20 protein-coding genes and 3 tRNA genes are annotated in these 24,655 nt (G+C 67.9%); 19 read left to right on the top strand and 4 right to left on the bottom strand.

Going from position 1 to position 24,655, the window contains the following annotated elements:
• Positions 1-17: 17 nt before the first annotated feature.
• The 10 genes from nuoL (at position 18) to AB0J95_RS36040 (ending at position 12,753) form a co-directional block, all read left to right on the top strand.
• Positions 18-1,928, top strand: coding sequence for an NADH-quinone oxidoreductase subunit L (gene nuoL / locus AB0J95_RS36085; RefSeq protein WP_364768610.1), 1,911 nt, complete (start codon positions 18-20; stop codon positions 1,926-1,928).
• Complete coding sequence (locus AB0J95_RS36080; protein ID WP_364768393.1) at positions 1,928-3,520, top strand: NADH-quinone oxidoreductase subunit M; 1,593 nt, start codon at positions 1,928-1,930, stop codon at positions 3,518-3,520. Before nuoL ends, AB0J95_RS36080 begins: the two co-directional genes overlap by 1 nt.
• A 16-nt stretch (positions 3,521-3,536) precedes the next feature.
• Positions 3,537-5,102, top strand: coding sequence for an NADH-quinone oxidoreductase subunit NuoN (nuoN, locus tag AB0J95_RS36075; RefSeq protein ID WP_364768607.1), 1,566 nt, complete (start codon positions 3,537-3,539; stop codon positions 5,100-5,102).
• Between the two features lie 169 nt (positions 5,103-5,271).
• On the top strand, positions 5,272-6,297 hold the full coding sequence (locus AB0J95_RS36070; protein WP_364768390.1) for a polyprenyl synthetase family protein: 1,026 nt from the start codon (positions 5,272-5,274) through the stop codon (positions 6,295-6,297).
• Between the two features lie 62 nt (positions 6,298-6,359).
• Positions 6,360-7,739, top strand: a complete 1,380-nt coding sequence (locus AB0J95_RS36065) for a hypothetical protein (protein WP_364768387.1) — start codon at positions 6,360-6,362, stop codon at positions 7,737-7,739.
• A 217-nt stretch (positions 7,740-7,956) separates the two neighbouring features.
• Complete coding sequence (locus AB0J95_RS36060) at positions 7,957-9,222, top strand: GGDEF domain-containing protein (RefSeq protein WP_364768384.1); 1,266 nt, start codon at positions 7,957-7,959, stop codon at positions 9,220-9,222.
• 111 nt (positions 9,223-9,333) lie between these two features.
• Positions 9,334-9,741 carry a hypothetical protein gene (locus AB0J95_RS36055; RefSeq protein WP_364768381.1) on the top strand — a complete coding sequence of 136 codons (408 nt, stop codon included), beginning with the start codon at positions 9,334-9,336 and terminating at the stop codon, positions 9,739-9,741.
• A 41-nt stretch (positions 9,742-9,782) separates the two neighbouring features.
• Positions 9,783-10,361 (top strand): DUF3558 family protein, encoded by a 579-nt coding sequence (locus tag AB0J95_RS36050; protein WP_364768378.1) that lies wholly within the window; start codon positions 9,783-9,785, stop codon positions 10,359-10,361.
• Between the two features lie 65 nt (positions 10,362-10,426).
• On the top strand, positions 10,427-11,998 hold the full coding sequence (locus AB0J95_RS36045; protein WP_364768375.1) for a hypothetical protein: 1,572 nt from the start codon (positions 10,427-10,429) through the stop codon (positions 11,996-11,998).
• On the top strand, positions 11,998-12,753 hold the full coding sequence (locus AB0J95_RS36040; protein ID WP_364768372.1) for an ESX secretion-associated protein EspG: 756 nt from the start codon (positions 11,998-12,000) through the stop codon (positions 12,751-12,753). The genes AB0J95_RS36045 and AB0J95_RS36040 overlap by 1 nt, the downstream gene beginning before the upstream one ends.
• A gap of 54 nt (positions 12,754-12,807) precedes the next feature.
• Here the strand turns inward: AB0J95_RS36040 and AB0J95_RS36035 are convergent, their stop codons facing one another.
• The 3 genes from AB0J95_RS36035 to AB0J95_RS36025 all read right to left on the bottom strand — a co-directional run bounded on the left by AB0J95_RS36035 (position 12,808) and on the right by AB0J95_RS36025 (position 16,418).
• Complete coding sequence (locus tag AB0J95_RS36035; RefSeq protein ID WP_364768370.1) at positions 12,808-13,863, bottom strand: 2-oxoacid:ferredoxin oxidoreductase subunit beta; 1,056 nt, start codon at positions 13,861-13,863, stop codon at positions 12,808-12,810.
• Positions 13,860-15,767, bottom strand: coding sequence for a 2-oxoacid:acceptor oxidoreductase subunit alpha (locus AB0J95_RS36030; protein ID WP_364768367.1), 1,908 nt, complete (start codon positions 15,765-15,767; stop codon positions 13,860-13,862). The genes AB0J95_RS36035 and AB0J95_RS36030 overlap by 4 nt, the downstream gene beginning before the upstream one ends.
• Positions 15,768-15,965: 198 nt before the next feature.
• Positions 15,966-16,418: an Lrp/AsnC family transcriptional regulator gene (locus AB0J95_RS36025; RefSeq protein ID WP_364768364.1), complete on the bottom strand. Its 453-nt coding sequence runs from the start codon at positions 16,416-16,418 to the stop codon at positions 15,966-15,968.
• Positions 16,419-16,535: 117 nt separating this feature from the next.
• Here AB0J95_RS36025 and ddaH point away from each other — a divergent pair, with 117 nt between their 5' ends.
• The 3 genes from ddaH to htpX all read left to right on the top strand — a co-directional run bounded on the left by ddaH (position 16,536) and on the right by htpX (position 19,064).
• A complete protein-coding gene (gene ddaH / locus AB0J95_RS36020) occupies positions 16,536-17,342 on the top strand; it encodes a dimethylargininase (protein WP_364768605.1) in 807 nt (268 codons plus the stop codon).
• 23 nt (positions 17,343-17,365) lie between these two features.
• A complete protein-coding gene (locus tag AB0J95_RS36015; RefSeq protein ID WP_364768361.1) occupies positions 17,366-18,133 on the top strand; it encodes a siderophore-interacting protein in 768 nt (255 codons plus the stop codon).
• 76 nt (positions 18,134-18,209) lie between these two features.
• Positions 18,210-19,064: a zinc metalloprotease HtpX gene (htpX, locus tag AB0J95_RS36010; RefSeq protein WP_364768358.1), complete on the top strand. Its 855-nt coding sequence runs from the start codon at positions 18,210-18,212 to the stop codon at positions 19,062-19,064.
• A gap of 269 nt (positions 19,065-19,333) precedes the next feature.
• On the opposite strand, the gene AB0J95_RS36005 is transcribed toward htpX, so the two are convergent.
• Positions 19,334-19,414 (bottom strand) — tRNA-Tyr (locus AB0J95_RS36005).
• 115 nt (positions 19,415-19,529) lie between these two features.
• Here AB0J95_RS36005 and AB0J95_RS36000 point away from each other — a divergent pair.
• The 6 genes from AB0J95_RS36000 (at position 19,530) to rpmG (ending at position 24,648) form a co-directional block, all read left to right on the top strand.
• On the top strand, positions 19,530-20,021 hold the full coding sequence (locus AB0J95_RS36000) for a YajQ family cyclic di-GMP-binding protein (protein ID WP_364768355.1): 492 nt from the start codon (positions 19,530-19,532) through the stop codon (positions 20,019-20,021).
• A complete protein-coding gene (gene rfbA, locus AB0J95_RS35995) occupies positions 20,018-20,905 on the top strand; it encodes a glucose-1-phosphate thymidylyltransferase RfbA (RefSeq protein ID WP_364768352.1) in 888 nt (295 codons plus the stop codon). The genes AB0J95_RS36000 and rfbA overlap by 4 nt, the downstream gene beginning before the upstream one ends.
• A 569-nt stretch (positions 20,906-21,474) precedes the next feature.
• Entirely contained in the window at positions 21,475-24,078 is a 2,604-nt protein-coding gene (locus tag AB0J95_RS35990) for an EAL domain-containing protein (RefSeq protein WP_364768349.1), read from the top strand.
• Positions 24,079-24,132: 54 nt separating this feature from the next.
• Positions 24,133-24,205, top strand: a tRNA-Thr gene (locus tag AB0J95_RS35985).
• A gap of 47 nt (positions 24,206-24,252) precedes the next feature.
• Positions 24,253-24,325, top strand: a tRNA-Met gene (locus tag AB0J95_RS35980).
• A gap of 158 nt (positions 24,326-24,483) precedes the next feature.
• Positions 24,484-24,648: a 50S ribosomal protein L33 gene (gene rpmG, locus AB0J95_RS35975; RefSeq protein WP_033384328.1), complete on the top strand. Its 165-nt coding sequence runs from the start codon at positions 24,484-24,486 to the stop codon at positions 24,646-24,648.
• Positions 24,649-24,655: the final 7 nt, after the last annotated feature.

Below are 24,655 nucleotides of genomic sequence, written 5' to 3'. Positions count from 1 at the left end.
TACACGCCGCGACCGGGCTGGCCGGTTCCGCGTGGATCCTGGTCGCGCTGCCCGCATTCGGCGCACTGGTCCTGCTGGTCGGCGGCAAGCGCACGAACGCGTGGGGCCACCTGCTCGGCATCCTGACCGTGGTGGGCGCCTTCGCCTACGGCCTCGCGTTGTTCTTCAACACCACGGGGCTGGCCGAGGGCGACCGGGTGCGCGAGGCGAGCCTGTTCTCCTGGATCCACGTGAACCAGCTCAACGTCGACTTCGGACTGCGGATCGACCCGCTGTCCATGACGTTCGTGCTGCTGATCACGGGGGTCGGCGCGCTGATCCACATCTACTCGGTCGGCTACATGGCCGACGACGACGGGCGGCGCCGGTTCTTCGGGTACCTCAACCTGTTCGTCGCCGCCATGCTGATCCTGGTGCTGGGCAACAGCTTCGTGACGCTGTACCTCGGCTGGGAAGGCGTGGGCCTGGCGTCCTACCTGCTGATCGGCTGGTACCAGAACCGCCCGTCCGCGGCCACCGCCGCGAAGAAGGCGTTCCTGATGAACCGCGTCGGCGACGTCGGCCTGGCGGTCGCGATCTTCCTGCTGTTCAAGAACCTCGGCACCACCCAGTACGCGGAGGTGTTCGCCCGGGTCGGCGAGCTGTCGCCGGGCACGGTCACCGCGATCACGATCCTGCTGCTGCTGGGTGCCTGCGGTAAGTCCGGCCAGTTCCCGCTGCAGGCCTGGTTGCCGGACGCGATGGAGGGCCCGACCCCGGTCTCCGCCCTGATCCACGCCGCGACCATGGTGACCGCGGGCGTGTACCTGATCGCCCGCTCGAACCCGCTCTACAACCTGACCGCCGACGGCCGCCTGGTGGTGGTCATCATCGGCGCGATCACGCTGCTGATCGGGTGCATCATCGGCTGCGCCTACGACGACATCAAGAAAGTCCTGGCGTACTCCACGGTCTCCCAGATCGGGTACATGGTCCTGGCGGTCGGGCTCGGCCCGGTCGGCTACGCGCTGGGCATCATGCACCTGGTCGCGCACGGCTTCTTCAAGGCCGGGCTGTTCCTCGGGGCCGGTTCGGTCATGCACGCGATGAACGACGAAGTCGACATGCGCAAGTTCGGCGGCCTCGCCAAGCTGATGCCGGTCACCTTCATCACCTTCCTGATCGGCTACCTCGCCCTGATCGGCATCCCGCCGTTCTCCGGCTTCTTCACCAAGGACGCCATCATCGAGGCGGCGTTCGGCCAGGAGGGCTGGCGCGGCTGGGTCTTCGGCGGCGCGGCCATCCTGGGCGCCGGGCTGACCGCGTTCTACATGACCCGCCTGGTGCTGATGACCTTCTTCGGCGAGCAGCGCTGGAAGAAGCTCAAGAGCGAGGACGGCCGGGACTTCCACCCGCACGAGTCCGGCTCGGTGATGACCGTCCCGATGATCATCCTGGCGATCGGCTCGTTCGGCGCCGGCTGGTACTTCTCCGCGGGCGACAGGTTCGTCGACTGGCTGGCCCCCTCGGTCGGGGCGCGGGTCGAGGTCGAGCACACGGTCATCCCGCACAACCTGATCCCGTACATCACGATCGCGCTGGCGGTCATCGGTGTGCTGCTGGCGTGGCTGTTCGTCGGCCGCAAGGCGGTCCCGGTGGTCAAGCCCGCCCGGGTGTCGCCGATCGTCAAGGCCGCCCGCCGCGACCTGTACGGCAACGCGCTGAACGAGGCGCTGATCGCCCGCCCGGGCACATGGCTCGCCCGGGCGCTGGTGTTCTTCGACAACAAGGGCGTCGACGGCCTGGTGAACGGGATCGCCGCGTCCTTCGGTGGCAGCTCAGGGCGACTGCGCAGGCTGCAGACCGGGTTCGTGCGTTCCTACGCGCTGAGCATGCTGGCCAGCGGCATCCTCGTCGTGGCCGCCCTGCTGATGGTGAGGTTCTCCTGATGAACACCACGCCTGTGGCCGCCACTTCCGGTGGCGGGTCCGGACTTCTCCTCGCGCTGCTGCTGTTGCCGCTGCTCGGCGGCATCGTGGTGGCGTTCCTGAAGGACGACCGGATGGCGAAGGTCACCGCGCTGACGGTGTCGCTGGTCGAGTTGATCCTGGTCATCCCGGCGTGGATCACTTACGTGCCAACGGGTTCCCGCCTGCAGCTGGCGCTGTCGGTGAACTGGATCCCGTCGTTCGGCGTGCACTTCTCGCTCGGCATCGACGGCATCGCGCTGACGATGATCGCGCTGATCGGCGTGCTGACCCCGATCGTGATCGGCGGCTCCTGGGCGGACAAGCTGCCCGAGGGCCGCGGCGCGGCGGGCTTCTACTCGCTGCTGCTGATCATGCAGACCGGGATGGTCGGCGTGTTCGCCGCGACCGACGTGTTCCTGTTCTACGTGTTCTTCGAGGCCGTGCTGGTCCCGATGTACTTCCTGGTCGGCCGGTTCGGCGGGCCGCGCAGACAGTACGCGGCGATGAAGTTCTTCCTGTACTCGCTGCTCGGCGGGCTGGTCATGCTGGCCTCGGTGATCGGCCTGTACGTGGTGAGCGCGGACTACAACGGCGGCGTCGGCACGCTGGACTGGACCACGCTGGCCCGCGTGATGCACGAGGCCCCGACGGGCACGCAGATCTGGCTGTTCCTCGGCTTCTTCGTGGCGTTCGCGATCAAGGCCCCGCTGGTGCCGCTGCACACGTGGCTGCCGGACGCGACCGCGGAGGCCCCGATCGGCACCGGTGTGCTGCTGGTCGGTGTGCTGGACAAGATCGGCACGTTCGGCTTCCTGCGCTACTGCCTGCCGCTGTTCCCGGCGGCCAGCAAGGACCTGGCACCGCTGGTGCTGGTCCTCTCGGTCGCGGGCATCCTCTACGGCGCGCTGCTGGCCGCGGGCCAGAACGACATGAAGCGGTTGATGGCGTACATCTCCATCGCCCACTTCGGGTTCATCGGCCTGGGCATCTTCGCCTTCTCGACGCAGTCGATCGCCGGCTCGGCGCTGTACATGGTCAACCACGGTCTGGCCACCGGGATGCTGTTCCTGGTGGTGGGCATGGTGGTCAGCCGCGGCGAGTCCCGGCTGATCTCCGACTACGGCGGCCTGTCCAAGCTGACGCCGCTGCTCGCCGGGCTGTTCCTGTTCGCCGGTCTGTCGGCGCTCTCGCTGCCCGGCACCAACTCGTTCGTCAGCGAGTTCCTGGTGCTGGTGGGGTCGTACCCGAACGAGCCGGTCTACGCGATCCTCGGCGCGATCGGCATGATCCTCGCCGCGCTGTACGTGCTCTGGGCCTACCAGCGGGTGTTCCAGGGCCCGGTGCGCGGCAACGCCCTGGTCGGCCTGACCGGTGGCCCCGGTGCCGCGCCGGACCCCGCCACGGTGCCGGTGAAGGACCTCAACGGCCGGGAGCGGCTGGTGCTGGCCCCGCTGGTGGCCCTGATCCTGTTCCTGGGCTTCTATCCCGCCCCGGTGCTGAACGTGCTTCAGCCGACGGTGGACGCAACGCTGAGTTCGGTCGGCCTGGCCGATCCGGTGGGAGGCAAGTGACGTGTCCGGACTTCTGATGCTGGCGCAGCAACAGCCGTCGCCCGGCCCGATTACGGCTCCGCAGATCGAGTACCCGGCGATCCTGCCGGTGCTGATCCTGCTGGGCGCGGCGTGCCTCGGGGTGCTGTTCGAGGCGTTCCTGCCGAAGTACAACCGGTGGGCCGCGCAGGTGACCCTGTCGCTGCTGGCGATCATCGGCGCGGGCGTCGCGCTGATCGTCTACGTCGGCGACTCGCCCGAAGGCGGCCTGACCACGCTGTACCGGACGATCGCGGTCGACCGGCCCGCGCTGTTCCTGTGGGGGACGCTGCTCACCCTGGGCCTCGGCGCGGTGCTGCTGATCGCCGACCGCACGGTGGAGCGCGGTGGCGCGTTCACGCCACAGGCGGGCATCCGGCCGGGCACGGTGCAGGACCGGGCGCAGGCGGCCACCGGCGGCATGCAGACCGAGGTGTTCCCGCTGACGCTGTTCGCGTTGTCCGGGATGCTGATCTTCTGCGCGGCCAACGACCTGCTGACCATGTTCATCGCGCTCGAGGTACTCAGCCTCCCGCTGTACCTCATGTGCGGCCTGGCCCGCCGTCGCCGGCTGATCTCGCAGGAAGCCGCGGTCAAGTACTTCCTGCTGGGCGCGTTCGCCTCGGCGTTCTTCCTGTACGGCCTGGCGCTGCTGTACGGCTACGCCGGCTCGGTCAAGCTGGCCGACATCGCCAACGCCGCCGCGGGCACCGACCGCTCGGACACCCTCCTGTTCGCGGGCCTCGGCCTGCTGGTGGTGGGCCTGCTGTTCAAGGCCTCGGTGGGTCCGTTCCACGCCTGGACCCCCGACGTCTACCAGGGCGCCCCCACCCCCATCACGGCCTTCATGGCGGCCTGCACCAAGGTCGCGGCCTTCGGCGGCATCCTCCGGGTGCTGACGGTGGGTTTCCAGACCACCAGCTGGGAATGGCGGGGCGTGCTGTGGGCGGTGGCGATCATCTCGATGGTGATCGGCGCGGTCCTCGGCCTCACGCAGACCGACGTCAAGCGGATGCTGGCGTACTCCTCCATCGCGCACGCCGGGTTCCTGCTCGTCGGTGCGATCGCCCTGCGCCCCGAAGGCCTCTCGGGCACGCTGTTCTACCTGCTGACCTACGGGTTCACCACCCTCGCGGCGTTCGGCGCGGTGTCGCTGGTGCGGGACAGCAACGGTGAGGCGACTCACCTTTCCCAATGGGCCGGGCTCGCCAAACGGTCGCCAGTCCTGGCCGCGGTGTTCACGTTCCTCCTCCTTGCCATGGCGGGCATCCCGCTGACCAGCGGGTTCGTCGGCAAGTTCGTGGTGTTCTCCGCGGGCATCAAGGACGGCATGGCCCCCCTGGTCGTGATCGCCCTGATTGCCTCCGCGGTGGCCGCGTTCTTCTACCTCCGGGTCATCGTCCTGATGTACTTCAGCGACCCCGCCCCGGACGGCCCCTCGGTCACCGTCCCCGGCACCTTCACCACCGTCGCCATCACCCTCGGCGTCCTGGTGACCCTCGTGCTCGGGGTGGTTCCGGCCTTCGCCATCAACTGGGCCGGCTCCGGAGCCTTCGCGTTCTAGAAGTCGGAAAACAGGACCCCCGGCCGGTGCGGCGCGGGGGTCCTGTCCGTTTCAGGACTGGTCAGGGTGTTACGGGCGTGACAGCGTGATGAGGTAGTCAGCGCGGGCGCCACCTCGGCTATTACGCTGAGGTGGCTGGTTGGACACTGCCTCGGGGAGCGACGACGACGTGACCGTTGACCAAACGCCTGCCGTTCCTGGCCCACGGCTGCCGCTCGGCCTGAGCGCCGCCGACCCGGAGCTGGTGAAGTCGGTGAGCATCGCGCTCGCGGACGTGGAGAAGATCCTGCGTGGGGTCGCCGACAGCGACGTCTCGTTCATCGACGAGGCGGCGTTGCACCTGGTGAACGCGGGTGGCAAGCGTTTCCGCCCGATCTTCACCCTGCTGGCCTCGCACATCGCCGACGGCGCGCTGCCCGAGGTGGTCACCGCGTCGGCCGCGGTCGAGCTGGTGCACCTGGCCACGCTCTACCACGACGACGTCATGGACGAGGCCACCATGCGGCGCGGCGCGGTCAGCGTGAACGCCCGGTGGGACAACACCATCGCCATCCTGACCGGCGACTTCCTGTTCGCGCACGCCTCGGGGCTGGTGGCCGACCTGGGCACGGACGCGGCCCGGATCATCGCCGAGACGTTCGGCGAACTGGTCACCGGCCAGATGCGGGAGACCGTCGGCCCGGCGCCCGGTGAGGACCCGGTGGACCACTACCTGTCGGTCATCGGCCAGAAGACCGGGTCGCTGATCGCCACCGCGGGCCGGTACGGCGGGATGTTCTCCAACGCCACGCCGGAGCAGACCGAGGCGCTGTACCTGTACGGCAAGATCATCGGAGCGGCGTTCCAGATCTCCGACGACATCATCGACATCGCCTCACCGGCCGACGAGTCGGGCAAGATCCCCGGCACCGACCTGCGTGAGGGCGTCAAGACCCTGCCGATGCTGTTCGCGCTGCAGCTCGGCGGCCCGGAGGCGGACCGGCTGGCCACCCTGCTCGACGGGCCGATCACCGACGACGCCGAGGTCGAGGAGGCGCTGGCGCTGCTGCGGTCGTCCAAGGGGATGGACCGGTCCCGCGAGACCCTGGAGCAGTACGCGGAACGGGCGCACGCCGCTTTGTCGCCCTTGCCCGACTGTGCCGCCCGGGACGCGTTGGAGCTGCTGACCCGGTACGTGATCGAGCGCAGCCGATAGGTCCTCCTCACGGCAGGCCGTTTAGGCTGGGCGCCGGGTAGGGATCCACGAGGGAGCGAGTGATGCAGATCTTCGGACAGGTCTGGCTATGGAGCCTGGGGTCATTCCTGCTCGGGGTGTTCTTCACCTGGCTGCTGCTGGTCCGGCCGAACCGCAAGCGGCTGATCGAGCTGGAGGAGGCGAACGCGCGTCCCGAGACGGTGGTGCTGCCCAAGGCGGGCCACGAGCCGACGGTGCACACGCCGCACCAGCCGCAGCTGCAGCCACAACCGCAGTCGTCCTCGTCCGGGGGGCCCGGCCCGAACGCCGCGGACAAGTTCCTGGACGACCTGTTCGAGACCCAGAAGCGGTCCGTGCCGCCGCTGCCGTCCGTCTCGTCCCCGCCGGCCCCGCTCGCCTCCCAGCCCTCCGCCGACTCGCACACGACCACGCGTCCAGGCGCCGGGGACTCCCTCCCGGGACGTGGGGATTCCCTCCCGGTCCGGCAGGGCTCCGGGGAGCCGCTGCCCGTCCGCCAGGCTGTTGCGGACCCGCTTCCGGTCCGCCAGGGTTCGGCGGACCCGCTGCCGGTCCGCCCGGGTGGCACCGGTGACCCGCTGCCGGTCCGGCCTGTACCGCCGGTCGCGGCCGCCATGCCGGCGCCGGAGCCGATCCAGAGCCGGCTGGAGTCCGGCCCGACCGCACCGCCGGAGCCGCCGTTGTCCGGGGGCGACCACGACACGGAGCTGTCGGACAACCCGTTCCAGCGGTTCACCGAGAGCACCACGGTCTTCGTGCCGCCGGAGATCCCCCGGCCGCCGCAGGTCGAGCCGAGCGGGCAGGACTGGTTCGCCAAGGAGGACGAGGACCCGCACGCCATCACCGACGTCGAGGACGACGAGAACGTCGACGAGAGCGGCACCATCTTCACCGAGCACACCACGCCGATCCCGGCGGATGTGATCCGGTCGCTGGACGAGTCGCAGCCGCCGGCCGCCGCGCCGCCGCAGTCGGCCGCCGAACTGACCCAGGCCATGCCGCCGCCCGCGCGGCACGGCTACGACGACCACGACGATGACGACGAGCCCGCCGGTGCGGCGATCGATGAGTCGCCGGAGCTGGAGGGCGGGTTCTCCACGCCCCCGCAGCCGTTGCCGGCCCAGGTCACGCCCGAGTCGGAGATGAGCCGGGGGTTGTTCGAGTCGGTCGTGCCGGTGTCCGAACGCGGTGCGGCCGAGGACAGCGAGGACGGCGAGTTCGTGCCGCCTGGCCCGTTCGGTCCGGGGTCGGCCATGCCGCTGCCCGGTGGCGGGTCGCCCGCGCCTGAGTTCAACGTGAAGGCCAGCGTGACCGCGTTGCGGTACTGCACGCAGGACAACCCGCAGTTCGACCGGATCGTGGCCGAAGTGTGGTTCCGCACACCCAGCGACGCCGAGCGCGTTGGGTTCCGGGTGCTGTCCTAAGGGGCTTCAGGTGGTGGGAGTCGCTGCCGGAACGGGCCCGGCAGCCACAGCCCCCTGTGTCGGTGACGGTGCGTAGTCACCAGTTCTGACCGCGCCAGTTCTGTCCACGCATTGCCGAGCACCTCCCTTCGTTTCTCACGCAGGGTTCCGGGCAGCGGAACGCGCTGTCCCCAAATGTCGGAGTGACTCACACTCTACGTTCCGTTACGTTGCTGCCATGGCGGCGGACGGACTGCGGATGACCATGTCCAGAAGCCAGTTCGCCCGTATGCCGATTCGGCGTTGGGCTGTCTGGCGGATGCCCAGAAGGAGCCTCATCGGTTATGTCCTCGCGGTCGACGCGGTGGCTGTTCTCGGCGTCGCCGGGTCATTGTCACTTATTGCAATCGATCGCGACAACATCGTTCCGCTGATCCTTCTTACCAGTTGCGCCGCACTTTACACAGAGCTGTCAAGGCCTATTGAGAAGATGCGGGAGCGCTATAAGGGAACGCCGTTCATCGATCTCAATTCCGTCTGGATGTTCGCCGCGATCCTGCTGCTGCACCCCGCCCTGTCAGCAGTGGTGATTATCGTCTCGTACTTCTTCCGGTGGGTGCGTATCCGCCCGAACGCGCTGTATCGCCGGACATTCTCGACGGCCGCGACGATGGTCGCCGGATATGCGAGCAGTGCATACCTCGCGCTGGTGAGTGACCAGAACTTCGCGCACATGCCGCGGAATATCGCCTCGTTCGGCGTGGTGGTGAGCGCCGGCCTGGTGTTCCTCGCGGTGAACACAATCCTCATCACCGTGGCCGTTTATCTGGGAACGCCGCACAAACGCGTGCGGGACGCGCTGGGCGCGCCGGCGGACTACTCGCTGGAAGCGGCCACCATCGCGCTGGGAATCCTGCTCGCGTGGGCGTTGGTGGACTGGCCGGTCGCGTTGTTGCTGATCATCGGGATCACCTTGGTGCTGCATCGCGGGGTGCTGGTGCGCCAGTTGCGTGAGCAGGCCCGCGCCGATCCCAAAACGGGGTTGCTGAACTCGGCCTCGTGGTCCCAGGACGCCGCCGCGGAACTGGGCCGGTCCTCGCATTCCACCGCGTTGTTGATGTTGGATCTGGACAACTTCAAATTGATCAACGACCGCCACGGCCACCTGGTGGGTGACAAACACCTACGGGGCGTGGCCGATGTGCTGAAATCCGAAGTGCGCGCCACCGACCTCGTCGGCCGTTTCGGCGGCGAGGAATTCGTCGTCCTGCTGCCCCACACCCTCCAGGAGGATGCCCTCGCGATCGCGGAACGTATCCGCCGCCGCATCGCCACCATCCCCATCGCCGGCGTCGACACCGTCACCGTCTCCGTCGGCGTCGCCGCCCACCCCCAGCACGGCACCACCCTCGAGGAGGTCGTCAGCGCCGCCGATCGCGCCCTCCTCGCCGCCAAGACCGCCGGCCGCAACCGCACCCTCCTCTACCCCACCCCCACCCCCTGACCTCACCCCGGGAACCAAACCGGGTGGTCCCTCCGTCATAGCCAGGACACACCCACCACGGCGTTGCTACCGTGAGGGAGACTGTGTGCAGCTCGGCAAGGGGACCATGCGATGCAGATAGCAGACGGTGGGGGCGGTGGCCCGGTAATCGCCGCACAGTCGATCTTCGACAGCGTCAACGCCTTCGCGAACACGGCCGCCTCCGGCGCCATCGAAATCAGCGAAGAAGGCGGCAACAACCTCATCCAGGTGATCCGACAGTTCCGGCAGTGGGTCGCCGACCAGGGGAACGACCTCGACCAGTTGTCGCAGACACGGAAGCTAGGCGAGACCTACGGTGCCAAGGCAATGACGCCGTTCATCCACCAGGTGGTGACGGATGGTCAGGGTTTCGTCACCCAACTGAGGGCATTGAGCGACTCCTTGGCGAAGGCGGAAGAGGGGATCGGCAAGGCCATGGAGAATTATCGCGCAACCGAGGAAGCGAACAAGTCGAAGGCGAACATCATCGAGGTCTGACGATGGTCGGGCCGACTGGATTGAGGGGATCAGGAGTTCGGGTGAAGCGCTTTGCTATGGCGGCAACGCTGGGGGTCGCGTGTGTCGCCACGCTGGTTGGGTGCAGCAGTCAGACTCCCGGCGTGCCAAGTGCCGGGTCGACTGCCGGTCAGGGCGGTCCCAGCGGCGATCCTTTTCCGACCAGCGCCAAATCCAGTTCGACGCCATCCTCATCCAAACCTCCGAAAGGTCCGCTGGCTGGTGCGGCTCCGTGCACTTTGCTCGGCGCGTCCGATATTTCCGCGCTGGGGCTGAAGGATCAGAAGGAAGGATTGGCGGTCGGGGATTCGCGTTCGTGTGACTTCCACTACTCGGGTTTCATCGCCTCGCTCAAGGTCGCCATCTACGACGAGCACGGAATCGGCGACGTTCAGGACCGGACGCAACTGACCCAGATGCCCGTCGGCAAGCACGAGGCCGTCCGCGGATACACCGGTGCCGGCGGCTGTGCCTTCGCCATCAAGATCACCGAATCATCTCGAGTGGATGTCGTCGCCTCACGCGACGGCAACGAGCAGAAGTCCTGTGAACTGGCGCTGCCAGCCGCACAGGCTGTCGAGCAGAAGCTGCCGTCCAGTTAGGGAGGGGCGTCATGGGAGCGGGAGAACAACAGAACGCCGTTTACCGGCCTGGGCAGTCTTCGACCATGAACACGATGGTCACCCCGGGACAGCAGAACCGCACGGCCGACGAGTACAACGTGGATATGCGAGGCACCACGGACACGTCCGGCCAGGTGCGCACGCGGGCGAACCAGCAGTACGACCGTGAACACGACGGTGGCTTCTGGGATTACTTGCACCGGATGTTGTTCAAGGACGGTGACATCAACAGCCAGGTGCGCGACGAGACCAGTCAGGACGCCGCGACGCTCGCCCAGGATGTGTCGGTCCGGACGAATCCCAACTTCCAGAGCCCTGTGTACCTGTCCTACGAGCACCGGCAGTTGCAGGGGATGGTCAAGGACAACGCCGACGCCGGGATGAGCGGGCACATGAGCGACTCCTGGATCAAAATGGGCAACGAGATGGTGGGGTTTCAGGGGGATTTTGTGGGGGCTATTGGGGCTAGTGAGGCGAACTGGCGGGGGGAGGCTGGGGATGCGGCCAGGCAGTTCATGGCGGATATCGCGAACTACATCGGGAAGGCGGGGCAGAGTGCGCAGCTGGCGGGTAAGCAGGAGAGTCTGCACTCGCAGGCGTTGAGCCAGGCCTCGAACGCGATGCCGGAGCCGGTCGATTTCGATGTGGACAAGGCGAATGCGGATCTGCGCAATACCACGGATCCGTTCGATTACATGAAGAAGTTCGCCACGTACAACATCCAGTACCAGCGCAGTCAGGCCGCTCACCAGGAGGCCGCTGATGTGGTCACGTCGTATGACCGGAGTCTGAACGGGGCCAGCACGATGCCCGCGTTCGACACGCCGCCGCAGATGGGCGGCAAGCGCATCGAGAAGAAGATCATCGAGCCCAAACCGGTGGAGCACAAGGAAAAGACCGGCACCGGTGAGAACGACCACAACAGCTCGGTCGACAACAACACCATCGACGACCACAACAACCAGAACCAGAACCAGAACCTCGACCACAACAACATCCAGAACCCGAACCAGGACCACAACCAGAACCAGAATCAAAACCAGAACCAGAACCAGCACCACCAGGACGACACCAACCAGACCCGCCCGGGTATCGGCGGGAACGAGAACGGCAACGACAACGGCACCGACAACCAGAGCTTCAACCCCGGCCGCGGTGGCGGTGGTGGAGGCGGCGGTGGTGGGGGCGGTGGCGGGTTCAACCAGCCCACCACGGACAACCCCAACGCGGTCCCGTTCGGCCCGATGGGCGGCCCGGGCATCGGCGGCGGCGGTGACGACGCCACCCGGAGCGGATCCCGTTACGGCACAGGCGGAACCGGCGGAGGCAACGGCCGAAGCGGGTTCGGGTCGGGCAGCGGGACCGGCGCGGGCGCGGGTGGCCGTGCGGGTGTCGGTGCGTTGGCCGCGGAGCAGGCGGCGATGGGCCGGGGTGGGATGGGTGGCCTCGGTGGTGGTCGCGGTGGCGCCGGTGGAATGGGCGGGATGGGCGGTGCGCACAAGGGTGAGGGCGGCGAGGACGAGGAACACCAGCGTGCCTCGTACCTGGTCGAGCCGGACCCGGACAGCACGTTCGGCACCGACGAGATGACCGCGCCCCCGGTGATTGGCGGCTGATGCCCACCACGTTCGGGCTGTCCTTCGCGGCGGTCGACATCCTGTCGCAGGGGCTGCGGGTCAACTGCCGGGTGTACCCGTTCCAGATCCCGAGTTTCGGCGAGTTCGTCGAGGACCGCGTGCGGATCGCCGAGGCCGTCCGCAACGACCTGATCCGGCGCGGCCTGGCGGACAACGAGAACCTGGCGCCGGAGGTGGTCGACGCGCTCCGGCTGCTGTCGGACTACCAGGTGGCGATCGCGGTGATGGGCGACGTCGAGGGCGGCACCAAGGTGTTCGCTCGCGGCGCGGCCACCGCCCGCCGTGGAATGGTTGTGCGCCAACAGGACCAGATCCTGCAGTTCGAGATCGTCCGGCCGGAGTCGCTGGCCCGCTCGGTGGTCGCGCTGCTGCCGGCGGCCCAGCCGGGACCCGGCCAGTCGGTGACGATCACCCAGCCCAACTCGCGGCAACCCGTTGAGGAGCAAGGGTTCCGGCAGGCCGCGATCCCGCGCGGCAGCTCGATGGCGCAGATCCGGATGGCGCAGGACATGCTCCGCCGGGAACGCCGCGGCACCGGCCACTTCACGGTCACCGGCCGAGACCGCCACGGCAAGACCGTCGAAGCCCCCGGTCTCGGCTGGATCGACACCGACGCGGGCCGCTACCTCGTGCAGAACCACAACACCGAGAACACCATCAGCGGAACCTACTTCCCCGCCGACAACGCCCGCCTGATCCACCAGCTCAACGAACTGCTGAAATCCGTGAGCTGACAAGGAAAAACCCCTGTACGTCCACAAAGGACGCACAGGGGTTCGTGGAGAAACCTAGGCGACGGTCCAGGTGTCCTTGCCGCGCAACAAAGCCTGCAGGTCCGCGGGCCGGGACGCCTTGGCGTCGGCGACCTGGTGACGCGCGAGGTCGTCGTAGGTCGGCCGCGAGACGTTGCGGAAGATGCCCGTCACGGTGTGGGACTGGTCCTCGCCGCCGAGCCGCGACAGCGCGAACGAGTACGTCGGGTCCTGCAGCGTGGCGTCGTGCACGACGAGGTTCTCCTCGCCGACCTCGGACACCTTGGCCACCTCGAGCCCGGCGAACCCGGACCGCACCACGCCGAAGTCCCCGTCCGGGCCGAACCGGATCGGCTCGCCCTGCCGCAACGGGATCAGCCGCCGCGCGGCCTCGTCGGCGTCCTTCAGCACGTCGAACGCGCCGTCGTTGAAGATCGGGCAGTTCTGGTAGATCTCCACCACCGCGCTGCCCCGGTGCTGCGCCGCCGCGGTCAGGACCTCGGTCAGGCCCTTGCGGTCGGAGTCCAGCGCCCGTCCGACGAACGTGGCCTCCGCGCCCAGCGCCAGCGAGATCGGGTTGAACGGGTGGTCCAGCGAGCCCATCGGGGTCGACTTGGTGATCTTGCCGACCTCGGAGGTCGGCGAGTACTGCCCCTTGGTCAGACCGTAGATCCGGTTGTTGAACAGCAGGATCTTGAGGTTCACGTTCCGCCGCAGCGCGTGGATCAGGTGGTTGCCGCCGATGGACAGCGCGTCGCCGTCACCGGTCACGACCCACACCGACAGGTCCTCCCGCGCGGTCGCCAGACCGGTCGCGATGGCCGGCGCACGCCCGTGGATGGAGTGCATGCCGTAGGTGTTCATGTAGTACGGGAACCGCGACGAACAGCCGATCCCCGAGATGAACACGATGTTCTCGCGCTTGAGGCCCAGCGTCGGCATGAACGCCTGCACGGCGTTGAGCACGATGTAGTCACCGCAGCCGGGGCACCAGCGGACTTCCTGGTCGGACTTGTAGTCCTTGGCGGTCTGCTTGTCGTCCGTGGTCGGCACTCCGGCCAACCCGGGCAGACCGAGGTCGATGGCGGTCATGCCGGGACCCCCTTCACAACGTCAGTCAAGACCCCTTGCAGTTCCTCGGCCTTGAACGGCAACCCGGCCACCTTGGTGTAGCTGATCGCGTCCACGAGGTACTTTGCCCGCAGCAGGGTGGCGAGCTGGCCGAGGTTCATCTCCGGGATCACCACGCGGTCATACGCCCGCAGCAGCTCGCCCAGGTTGGCCGGGAACGGGTTCAGGTGCCGCAGGTGGACCTGGGCGATGGCGTGGCCGAGCTTGCGCACCCGGCGGCAGGCCGCGCCGATCGGGCCGTACGTCGAGCCCCAGCCCAGCACGAGCACGCGGGCCTTGCCGGACGGGTCGTCGACCACCAGGTCGGGCACCTTGATGCCGTCGATCTTGGCCTGGCGCAGCCGGACCATGTGGTCGTGGTTGGCCGGGTCGTAGGAGATCGAGCCCTTGCCGTCCTGCTTCTCCAGGCCGCCGATGCGGTGCTGCAGGCCGGGCGTGCCCGGGATGGCCCACTCGCGGGCCAGGGTCTCCGGGTCGCGCATGTACGGCCAGAACTCACCGGACCCGTCGGTCGCGTTCGGCGCGGAGGCGAACTGGACGCTCAGGTCGGGCAGGGTGGACACGTCCGGGATCAGCCACGGCTCGGACCCGTTGGCCACCGAACCGTCGGACAGCAACAGCACCGGGGTGCGGTAGGTCAACGCGATCCGCACAGCCTCCAGGGCGATGTCGAAGCAGTCGGCGGGCGACTGCGGCGCCACGATCGGCACCGGCGACTCGCCGTTGCGGCCGTACATCGCCTGCAGCAGGTCGGCCTGCTCGGTCTTGGTCGGCAGGCCGGTGGACGGGCCACCGCGCTGCACGTCGATCACGACCAGCGGCAGCTCGGTCATCACCGCGAGGCCGATGGTCTCCGACTTCAGCGCCAGACCGGGACCGGAGGTCGAGGTCACGCCGAGCGCGCCACCGTAGGAGGCACCGAGGGCGGCGCCGACACCGGCGATCTCGTCCTCGGCCTGGATCGTGGTGATGCCGAAGTTCTTGTGCTTGGACAGCTCGTGCAGGATGTCCGAGGCCGGCGTGATCGGGTACGTGCCGAGCACGATCGGCAGCTTCGACTGCTGCCCCGCGGCGACGATCCCGTAGGCCAGCGCGGTGTTCCCGGTGATCTGGCGGTAGGTGCCCTGCGACAGCTTGGCCGGGTCCACCTGGTAGGTCACCGCGAACGACTCGGTCGTCTCGCCGTAGTTCCAGCCTGCCCGGAAGGCCAGCACGTTGGCCTCGGCGATGTCCGGCTTCTTGGCGAACTTCTCGCGCAGGAACCGTTCGGTGCCCTCGGTGGGCCGGTGGTACATCCAGGACAGCAGGCCCAGCGCGAACATGTTCTTCGCGCGCTCGGCGTCCTTCTTGGACAGCCCGGTCCCGTCCAGCGCGGCCCGCGTGATGGTGGCCATCGCGACCTTGTGCAGCTGGTATGAGGCCAGCGACTCGTCCTCCAGCGGGTCGGTGTCGTAGCCGACCTTGGTGAGGTTGCGCTTGTTGAACTCGTCGGTGTTGACGATCAGCGTCCCACCTGGTGGGAGGTCGCCGATGTTCGCCTTGAGCGCGGCCGGGTTCATCGCCACGAGCACGTCGGGGCGGTCTCCCGGGGTGAGGATGTCGTAGTCGGCGAAGTGCAGCTGGAAGCTGGACACGCCGGGCAGGGTGCCCTGTGGTGCCCGGATCTCCGCCGGGAAGTTGGGGAGTGTGGCGAGGTCGTTGCCGAAAGCCGCGGCCTCTGATGTGAACCGGTCACCCGTCAGCTGCATGCCGTCACCCGAGTCACCGGCGAACCGGATGACGACCCGGTCCAGCTTGGTGATCTCGGTCTGCCTGGCTGTCCGCAGCGCGTGGCCGTTGGTTTCGCCCTCGACGCCTGTGCTCATGATCCCTCTCTGCTGCAACCCGGACTCAAGTTGCCTTCCCCTCTTTCCAGCGTAGTCCTCGTCGCTCAAGACATCCTTGTGCCCAGCTGAAGAGAAGGTCTGCCTTACCTGCCGTCCACGGTAGGCACCGCTGTCTGGTGAATACCCGTGAAGCGGCTTACGTCACATATCACAATTATATGTTACCTCCGGTAACACCTACTTCTGGGGTTCCGGCGCAGGTGGGCGCTCCAGCAGGGTGGACAGCACCACGGTGGACACGGTCCGGTCGATCATGTCCACGCCCCGCAGCCGCTCCAGCGCGTCCTCCAGGTGATGGATGTCGGCCGCCCGCAGATGGACGATCGCGTCGGCCGCCCCCGAGACGGTATAAGCGGCGACCACTTCGGGTAGTGGTTCCAGGCTGGAGCGGATCTGACCGGGTGACACGTTGCCCCGGTAGCGCACCTCGACGAACGCCTCCGTCCCCCAGCCGAGTGCCTCCGGGTCCACCACAGCGGTGAACCCGCGCAGGATCCCCCGGTCCAGCAGCCGGTCGACCCGGCGCTTGACCGCGGGGGCGGACAGCCCGACGACTTTGCCGATCTCGGCGTAGCTCGCCCGGGCGTCCGCGACGAGCTGCGAAACGATTCGCTGATCTATGGCATCCACACGCAACATTCTGCATGTCCAACCGCAATACTACGAGCTTGATCAGTACTCGACGCGGCATTTACATTTCGATCCATGACGTCAGCCCCGGTGGTCCAGCCCGTCGTCGCGCCGCGCATGCCGACGACCAGGCGTTATCTGATGTGTCCGCCGCAGTACTTCGCCGTGGAGTACTCGATCAACCCGTGGATGGACCCGAGCCGGCCGGTGAGCCGCGATCTGGCCATGCGGCAGTGGACCGCGTTGCACGACACCTATGTGGACCTGGGCCACAAGGTGGACACCATCGAGCCGCAGCCGGGGCTGCCGGACATGGTGTTCGCGGCGAACTCCGGGACCGTGATCGACGGCCGCGTGCTCGGCGCCCAGTTCCGCGCGCCGGAGCGGGCCGCCGAGGCCGACTTCTACCGCCGCTGGTTCCTGGAGAACGGCTACCACGACGTCGTCATGCCCACCCGGATCAACGAGGCCGAGGGCGACTTCGCCTGGGCCGGCCGGTTCCTGCTGGCGGGCACCGGGTTCCGCACCGACCCGGGCGCGCACGCCGAGGCGCAGGAGATCCTGGGCGTGCCGGTGGTGTCGCTGCAGCTGATCGACCCGCGCTACTACCACCTGGACACGGCGCTGTTCGTGCTGAGCGAGGACGAGCCCAACATCGCGTACTACCCGGGCGCGTTCTCCGGCGGTTCGTTGCGCGTGCTGCAGCGGCTGTTCCCGGACGCGGTCATCGCGACCGCCGAGGACGCGGAGTGCTTCGGGCTCAACGGGGTGTCCGACGGCCGCAACGTGATCCTGCCGCTGGAGGCCACCCGGCTGGGCGCCGAACTGGCCGGTCGCGGCTACGAGCCGGTGTTCGTGGACATCTCCGAGCTGCGCAAGGCGGGCGGCGGCCCGAAGTGCTGCACCATGGAGATCCGCGGCTGAGGCGCTGCCATACATTGGTATGGATGAGCACTGAACGGCGCCGCGCCCGGCGGCAGGCCACGAAACTGTGGCGCACCCGGGTGCTGCGCACCGAACGGGTGACGCCCCGGATGGCGCGGATCACGGTCGGCGGGCCCGAGCTGGCGGACTTCGCCGGCGCGGGCACCGACGAGAACGTGTTGCTGTACCTGTACGAGACCACCGAGGGCCTGCCCGACCCGCTGACCCTGGAGTCGGCACGCACGGCGATGTCCCGCAACCGGCCGTACATGCGCAGCTACACGATCAGGCGACATGACCCGTCGGCCAACGAGATCGACTTCGACTTCGTCCTGCACGGTGACCACGGTCCGGCCTCCGCCTGGGCGTCCCGGGCGGTCCCGGGCGACGAGGTGATCTTCGTCGGCCCGTCGCCCGCGTACACCCCGGACCCGTCGGCGCCGTGGCACCTGTTGATCGGCGACGAGACCGCGTTGCCTGCTATTGACGCCATCATCCGCGCGTTGCCCGGCGCCGTTGTGAAGGCGTTCATCGAGGTCGAGGACGCTGCTGAGGAGCAGGACCTGCCCGGGGTGACCTGGGTGCACCGCAACGGCGTGCCCGCGGGTTCGGCCGAGCCGTTGATCAAGGCGTTGTCGGCCGCGTCCTTCGGCGAGGGGCAGCCCGCGGTGTGGGCGGCCGGGGAGCGTTCGGCGATGCAGGCGGTGCGGGACCACCTCGTCTCGTGCGGGATCGAGCGGGCGCGGGTGCGCCCGGCGACCTACTGGCGACTGGGTCACGCTGGGTCATGAAACCGGCGTCCTAACAGGAACTTCCCACCACGCGGGAGCGTTGTCCGTCAGGGACTTCGGAAGGGAGGGACCGGCCGTGCACAAGCACTACAACGGGTTGAAGACAGCGCTCCTGCTGGGTGGCATGAGCGCGGTCATCCTGCTGATCGGGTCGCTGTTCAACACCACCGGCCTGGTGATCGCGGTCCTGGTGGCGGTCGGCATGAACCTCTACGCGTACCTCAACTCGGACAAGATCGCCCTGCGCGCGATGAGGGCCCGCCCGGTGTCCCAATGGGAACAGCCGACGATGTACAAGATCGTCCGCGAACTGTCCAACGCGGCCCGCCAGCCCATGCCCCGCCTCTACATCTCCCCGACCCAGGCCCCCAACGCCTTCGCCACCGGACGCAACCCGAGAAACGCGGCTGTGTGCTGCACCACGGGCATCCTGGAGTTGCTGACCGAGCGCGAACTGCGAGCCGTCCTGGGCCACGAACTGGCACACGTCTACAACCGCGACATCCTCATCTCCTCGGTCGCGGGAGCCCTGGCCAGCGTGATCAGCATCCTGGCGACCTTCGCGATGTTCTTCGGCTTCGGAGACGACGACGACCGCCCGAACCCCCTCTCGATCCTCTTCCTGTCGATCGTCGGCCCGGTCGCCGCAGGCCTGGTTCGCATGGCCGTGAGCCGTTCCCGCGAGTATCAGGCGGACGCTTCCGGCGCGGAGCTGACTGGCGACCCCCTCGCCCTGGCCTCGGCCCTCCGCAAACTGGAGTACGGCACAAGCGCCGCCCCTCTCGCTCCCGAACCCGCGGTGGTCTCCCAGTCGCACCTGATGATCGCCAACCCTTTCCGGTCTGGCGAGTCCTTGGCGCGGTTGTTCGATACCCACCCGCCCATTCCAGACCGAATTCGGCGGTTGGAAGAGATGGCTCGTCGCGGCTGATTCTCGGATTGCGTCTCCCGCGCGGGCCAGGCTTTAAGGGACTGCACCGAAGGGCCCGCGACACCCCGCCGCGAAGCCCATCGTCAAGGGGCGCAGCCCAAAAGCGAAGCGCCAGCGCAGCTATCCCGCAGCGAAGCCGCGCTGAACCCCTAGCGAAAAGCAAGGCCGCGAAGCGGCACGTGGGGGGCTTGGGGGGCTCGGCCCCCCAACATAATGACGGGCGACCCGGCGAGGTTACGAAGTAACCGAGCAGGGTCGCCCAGAGCGCGTGGCGGGCGAAGGATTCGAACCTCCGAAGCTTGCGCGGCTGATTTACAGTCAGCTCCCTTTGGCCACTCGGGCAGCCCGCCTTGCTTGGGGAACTGTACCTAACGCGTTCGGGGCCGTGCCATCGGGTATCCCTTGTGGGGCTCGGCGGTAGCATCCTGGGCGCATCAGCGGTCGGTTCTCGGAGGTGTGTGGATCGTGGCGGACCCGTCGTTCGACGTGGTGAGCAAGGTCGACCGGCAGGAGGTGACGAACGCGATCAACCAGGCCGGTAAGGAGCTGTCGACGCGCTTCGACTTCCGGGGGACGGGGGCGGAGATCGCCTGGACGGGTGAGGAGGCGCTGTCGATCCAGGCGGAGACGGAGGAGCGCTGCCTGGCGGCGATCGATGTGTTCCGGGAGAAGTTGATCAAGCGGGGGATCTCGCTGAAGGCGTTCGAGGCGGAGGACCCGAAGCCGTCGGGGAAGATCTACAAGGCGTCCGGGACGATCGTGCAGGGGATCGCGGCGGACAAGGCCAAGGAGATCGCGAAGGCGATCCGGGACAACGGGCCGAAGGGTGTGCAGGCGCAGATCCAGGGTGACCAGTTGCGGGTGTCCGGGAAGAAGAAGGACCACTTGCAGGAGGTCATCGCGTTGCTGAAGGACCGGGACTTCGGGATCGCCCTCCAGTTCACCAACTACCGGTGAAGGGCATCGTGCTGGCCGGGGGCAGCGGCACCCGGTTACATCCGATCACGCAGGCGGTCTCCAAGCAGCTGCTGCCGGTGTACGACAAGCCGATGATCTACTACCCGGTGTCCGTGCTGATGCTGGCCGGGATCCGGGACATCCTGATCATCTCGACGCCGGCGGATCTGCCGAACTTCCGGCGGTTGCTGGGTGACGGCAGCCAGTTCGGGTTGCGGTTCAGCTATGCCGAGCAGCCCGCGCCGAACGGTCTGGCCGAGGCGTTCATCATCGGTGAGCAGTTCGTCGGTGACGACTCGGTCGCGCTGGTGCTGGGCGACAACATCTTCTACGGGCAGGGGTTCTCCGGGATCCTGAAGAAGCAGGCCGCTGAGCTGGACGGGGCGGTGCTGTTCGGGTACCCGGTCAAGGACGCGCAGCGTTACGGCGTCGGTGAGGTGGACGCGTCCGGGCATCTGGTCTCCATCGAGGAGAAGCCCGCGATGCCGAAGTCGAACAAGGCGATCACCGGGCTGTACTTCTACGACAACCAGGTCGTCGAGATCGCCAAGGGCCTGACGCCGTCGCCGCGGGGCGAGCTGGAGATCACCGATGTGAACCTGGCCTACCTCAAGCAGGGGCGGGCCACGCTGATCGACCTGGGCCGCGGTTTCGCCTGGCTGGACACCGGCACGCATGACTCGCTGCTGGAGGCCGGGCAGTTCGTGCAGGTGCTGGAGCACCGGCAGGGGGTGCGGATCGCCTGTCTGGAGGAGATCGCGCTGGTGATGGGGTACATCTCGGCGGACGAGTGTTTCGCGCTCGGTGCGCGGCTCGCCAAGTCCGGGTACGGCGAATACGTTATGAGCGTGGCGCGTGCGGCGGGGGCCGACGACCTCGCCTGACTTTCGAAGGGGCCTGTGAGCTGGCGGTTCGCCGGTTCGCAGGCCTTTTTTCGTGAATTCCCGCGGTGGTCCGGCGATGGTTGTGGACTTGTCGACCCGCGGGTGATCATCGGCTGAATTTCCCACTGGATGGGATTCGTCCGGTCGGGTTACCGCCGATCGAGTGACGTGCCCGGGTTGCTCCGACCATCGGGCAGAGCGTTCCCCCGGTCGGGCGTACTTGAGTGTGGCTGGGGTTACAAGTTGGTCTCGATGTGGGTGTCACCCGGATAAAGTTGCCGTCACGGCCGTTGTCGGCCGTGGATTCGTCGCCTTCTCCCTGATCTTGCGAACAAACCTTGCCTGGTGTCCGAAGGGTTGGAAAGTGATCAACGCTACCTTCCGGGTTGCCCCCGAACGGTCCTGGTCGTCACCGGTCTGCCCACCCTTCGGGGACTCTGTGAAAGCGAACCTGATGGTTATTTCGCCTGATCGGGGTACAGTGACGTGCCCGTTGATGCAGTGGTGACGCTGTGGTGATACCGCGACGTACCCGAGATGCCCGTACCCCGGTCGGACGAGGAGGCGGCATGGCGGATCGACCGGCGGCCGTTGAGCCGGTAGACGAAACGCCGCTTGTCCGGCGGTTCCGGCTCTATTCGGTCAGCGTGGTCGTGTTCGGCCTGCTCGCCGCGTTCCTGGTGTCGTGGTGGCTGCCCGCGACGACCCATACTGACCTGCTCTGGACCGGGATTCTGCTAGTCCTCGGGTTCCTGGTGGCCGAGCAGCTGTCCATCAACGTCGACGTCCGCAGCGGCGTCAGCTGGTCGATCTCATTCACTGAGATCCCGCTGGCCATCGGCCTGTTCGTCGCACCCTTCGAACTCGTGCTGTTGGCGCACGTCGTCGCGGGTGTGAGCACGCTCGTCATCCGTGGCGTGCACGACCGCGTCCTCTACAACGCGGGCGTCCTGATCATTGAGATCAGTACCGCGTTCGCCGTGCTGCACGCGTTCAACCTCGGACTCGACGGCGTCGGCCCGCCCTGGGCCGGTGTCTTCGTGGGCGCCTTCGCCGCGCCGGTGTCGAGCACCCTGCTCGGCCTGGTCACCGTGCACGTCCTCGGCCGCCGCATGCGGCTGTCCGCGGGCATCCTCCTGGTCGGCCGGACCCTGGTGCTGGGCATGGTCAACGCCGCCGTCGGTGTCGTCGGCTACGAGGTCAGCGTGCACTCGGTGGCCGGCTGGCCGCTCGTGGTGCTGGCGCTGTCCGGGTTCGGCGCTCTTTATGTGGCCTACTCCGGGCTGCTGCGCGACCAGCGCGACCTGGAGGCGTTGTCCCAGGTCAGCCTGATCGTCGCGCGGTCCGGCCAGCAAGCCGCGGCCAAGCCCGCGACCGGTCTGGAGGATCTGTCCGCCGGGGTGGCCAGCGACGAGTGGCTCGCGATCGCCGAACGGATCAAGGACCAGCTCGGCGCCGCCCGCGTCGTCCTGCACATCCGGTTCGACCCGCAAGGCCCGATGCGCACGGTCGTCGCCGGGACCGAACTGCCCGAAGAAGCCCAGGTCGTCGACGTCACCGGCGCGAAGGGCGACCCGCTGCTGCGGCTGCCCGGCGCGCACGTCCGGCACTTCCGCCGGATCGACGCGATGCCCGAGATCCGCCAGTCGCTGATCCGCCGGGACGCCACCGAGGCGCTCGTCGTGCCGTTGCGCAGCGCGTCTCACCTGCTGGGTGTTGTCGAGGCGCACGACCGGCAGAGCCGCTGGCGCGGGTTCGGCACGGCCGACATGCGCCTGATCGGCACCATGGCGAGTCACCTGGCGACCGCGTTGGACAACCGCCGTCTGCTGTCGCGGCTCCGTCACGACGCTTACCACGACCCGCTCACGGGCATGCTGAACCGGCCGGGCTTCCGCCAAGCCGCCACCGAGGCGCTGCGGACCGACGCGCACGCCGTTGTCGTCCGGATCGACCTGGAACTGCTGTCCACCGTCAGCGATGCGCTCGGCTACGCGTGGGGCGACCGGATGGTGGCCGCGGCCGCCCGCCGGATCCGCGACACCCTCGGCGCCGGCAGCATGATCGCCCGCCTGGAGGGCATGGCGTTCGCGGCGTTGATCCCGAGCCGCCCGCTCGACGAGATGCACGCCCTCGCCGAGCGCCTGCGTGAGACTTTGACCACTCCGTACCTCGTCGACCGGCTGACCCTCGACGCCGGAGCCGTCCTCGGCTACGTCTCGGCGGCGCTGGAAGAGGAGTCGACCGTCGTCGACGTGGACATGCTGCTGCAGCACGCCGACGTCGCCGTGCGGGCCGCGAAGGCCGGTGGCGAGCCGGTCCGCGCGTACATGCCGAGCATGGGCCAGATCTTCCTGCGCCGGTTCCAGCTGGTCACCCAGTTCCGGCACGCGGTGGAGACCGGCCAGGTCAAGGTGCACTACCAGCCCAAGGTCGCGCTGCCCAGCCGCAACCTGGTCGGCGTCGAGGCGCTGGTCCGCTGGACCCACCCGGAGTACGGCAACCTCGACCCGGACGAGTTCGTGCCCGCCATCGAGGCCGCCGGCCTGGTCGGCGCGCTGACCGGGTTCGTCCTGGAGCAGGCGCTGACCCGGGTGCGCAAGTGGCTGGACCGCGGGCTGCGGATCTCCGCGGCGGTGAACATCTCCGTGCGCAGCCTCGCCGAACAGGACTTCCCCGAGCAGGTCTCGGAGCTGCTCAAGCGCTACGGCGTACCCGCCGAGCTGCTGACCCTGGAGCTGACCGAGTCCGGCGTGATGGCCGACCCGCAGAAGGCCCTGCCGGTGCTGCGGCGGCTGCACGCGCTCGGCGTGATCCTCGCGGTCGACGACTTCGGCACCGGGTACTCGTCGCTGGCGTACCTGCGCCAGCTGCCGGTGGACGAGGTGAAGATCGACAAGAGCTTCGTCTTCGGCATGGGCACGGACCTGTCGGACCTCGCCGTGGTGCGCTCCATCGTCGAGCTGGGGCACTCGCTGGGGCTGTCCGTGGTCGCCGAGGGCGTCGAGGAGGACATCGCCCGCGACCAGCTGTCGGCCATGGGCTGCGACGTCATCCAGGGCTACCTGATCTCGCGGCCGCTGTCCGAGAGCCGGCTGGAGGCCTGGTTGCAGGCGCGGACCACCAAGACCTCGGGTGTGCTGGACGAGACGGTGCTCACCCTGCTGTCGTAGAGGGGACCCCCGGTTTTTAACCGGTGGCAAGGGTGTGTAGAGTCTTCCTTGCTCGCCCCAATAGCTCAGTCGGTAGAGCGTCTCCATGGTAAGGAGAAGGTCTACGGTTCGATTCCGTATTGGGGCTCTGTGGGACTTAGCCGTGATGCATCGGCATCGCGGCTTGTCTCATGTGGCGGTGTAGCTCAGGTGGTAGAGCAAACGGCTCATAATCGTTGTGTCGCCGGTTCAAGTCCGGCCACCGCTACGCAGATGGGCGAGGTGTGCTCGCGGAGAGCGCGAGCCGTCTCTGCTCCGCATTACACTGGGGGCGCGGCCCCCAGACCCCACCCGGGGGCGAGCCCCCGGACCCCCAGGCTCGGTGGGCTGGGCCGGGACACCCGTTTTATCTAGAGAGGTACTGCTGTGGCTGCCACTGACGTGCGACCGAAGATCACGCTCGCGTGCGAGGTGTGCAAGCACCGCAACTACATCACCAAGAAGAACCGGCGCAACGACCCGGACCGCATCGAGCTGAAGAAGTTCTGCCCGAACTGCGGCACGCACCGCGCCCACAAGGAAACCCGCTGAGCGTTTC

The sequence above is a fragment of the Actinocrispum sp. NPDC049592 genome, assembly GCF_040675465.1.
In the GTDB taxonomy this organism is placed as follows: Bacteria; Actinomycetota; Actinomycetes; order Mycobacteriales; family Pseudonocardiaceae; genus Kibdelosporangium.
Note: the sequence above shows the minus strand (reverse complement) of the source record. Positions and strands in the feature narration are given on the sequence as shown.

Excerpts from the sequence above, each read along its gene's own strand:
- AB0J95_RS36080 (WP_364768393.1), top strand. The coding sequence starts at position 1,928 with ATGAACACCACGCCTGTGGCCGCCACTTCCGGTGGCGGGTCCGGACTT.
- nuoN (WP_364768607.1), top strand. The coding sequence starts at position 3,537 with ATGCTGGCGCAGCAACAGCCGTCGCCCGGCCCGATTACGGCTCCGCAG.
- AB0J95_RS36065 (WP_364768387.1), top strand. The coding sequence starts at position 6,360 with ATGCAGATCTTCGGACAGGTCTGGCTATGGAGCCTGGGGTCATTCCTG.
- AB0J95_RS36060 (WP_364768384.1), top strand. The coding sequence starts at position 7,957 with ATGGCGGCGGACGGACTGCGGATGACCATGTCCAGAAGCCAGTTCGCC.
- AB0J95_RS36055 (WP_364768381.1), top strand. The coding sequence starts at position 9,334 with ATGCAGATAGCAGACGGTGGGGGCGGTGGCCCGGTAATCGCCGCACAG.
- AB0J95_RS36045 (WP_364768375.1), top strand. The coding sequence starts at position 10,427 with ATGAACACGATGGTCACCCCGGGACAGCAGAACCGCACGGCCGACGAG.
- AB0J95_RS36040 (WP_364768372.1), top strand. The coding sequence starts at position 11,998 with ATGCCCACCACGTTCGGGCTGTCCTTCGCGGCGGTCGACATCCTGTCG.
- AB0J95_RS36035 (WP_364768370.1), bottom strand. The coding sequence starts at position 13,863 with ATGACCGCCATCGACCTCGGTCTGCCCGGGTTGGCCGGAGTGCCGACC.
- AB0J95_RS36030 (WP_364768367.1), bottom strand. The coding sequence starts at position 15,767 with ATGAGCACAGGCGTCGAGGGCGAAACCAACGGCCACGCGCTGCGGACA.
- ddaH (WP_364768605.1), top strand. The coding sequence starts at position 16,536 with ATGCCGACGACCAGGCGTTATCTGATGTGTCCGCCGCAGTACTTCGCC.
- AB0J95_RS36015 (WP_364768361.1), top strand. The coding sequence starts at position 17,366 with ATGAGCACTGAACGGCGCCGCGCCCGGCGGCAGGCCACGAAACTGTGG.
- AB0J95_RS35990 (WP_364768349.1), top strand. The coding sequence starts at position 21,475 with ATGGCGGATCGACCGGCGGCCGTTGAGCCGGTAGACGAAACGCCGCTT.